The 633-nt window shown below is 65.7% G+C and carries 1 protein-coding gene; it reads left to right on the plus strand.

Features of this window, described 5'->3' with window-relative positions; translation table 11 throughout:
* Nucleotides 1–69: 69 nt before the first annotated feature.
* On the plus strand, nucleotides 70–633 hold a 564-nt coding region (locus AFE02nite_RS17220), incomplete at its 3' end, for a flagellin N-terminal helical domain-containing protein (RefSeq protein WP_034250470.1).

Raw genomic sequence — 633 nt, forward strand, 5'->3', positions numbered from 1 at the left:
TGCCGATCTGATCGGTGCTCGCCCATGGAGGGGCGGCGTGTCAGGACCCGATTCAAGGAGGAGTTCACCATGGGTCTCTCGATCAACCAGAACATCGCGGCGCTGAACAGCTACCGCAACCTGTCGGTCACGCAGAACGACCTGAGCAAGTCGCTTGAGAAGCTCTCGTCCGGCTTCCGGATCAACCGTGCGGCCGACGACGCGGCCGGTCTGGCGATCTCCGAGGGTCTGCGTTCGCAGATCGGTGGCCTGAAGGTTGCTGTGCGCAACGCTCAGGACGGCATCTCCGTCGTGCAGACCGCTGAGGGCGCGCTCACCGAGACGCACGCCATCCTCCAGCGCATGCGCGACCTGTCGGTGCAGGCGGCCAACACCGGTGGTCTGTCGGCCGACGCGAAGGGCAACATCCAGTCCGAGATGAGCCAGCTCAACTCCGAGCTGACCCGCATCGCGGACACGACGCAGTTCAACGGCGCCAAGCTGCTCGACGGCACCTACACCAACGGCACGTTCCAGGTCGGTGCGAACGTCGGCGAGGTCATCGACGTCAGCATCGCCACCTCGATGAGCGCCAACGGCCTCGGTGTCGACACCATCGACGTCCGCACCGACGCCCAGGCCGGCTACGTCCGC

The organism is Actinotalea fermentans, from assembly GCF_007991475.1.
GTDB lineage: Bacteria > Actinomycetota > Actinomycetes > Actinomycetales > Cellulomonadaceae > Actinotalea > Actinotalea fermentans.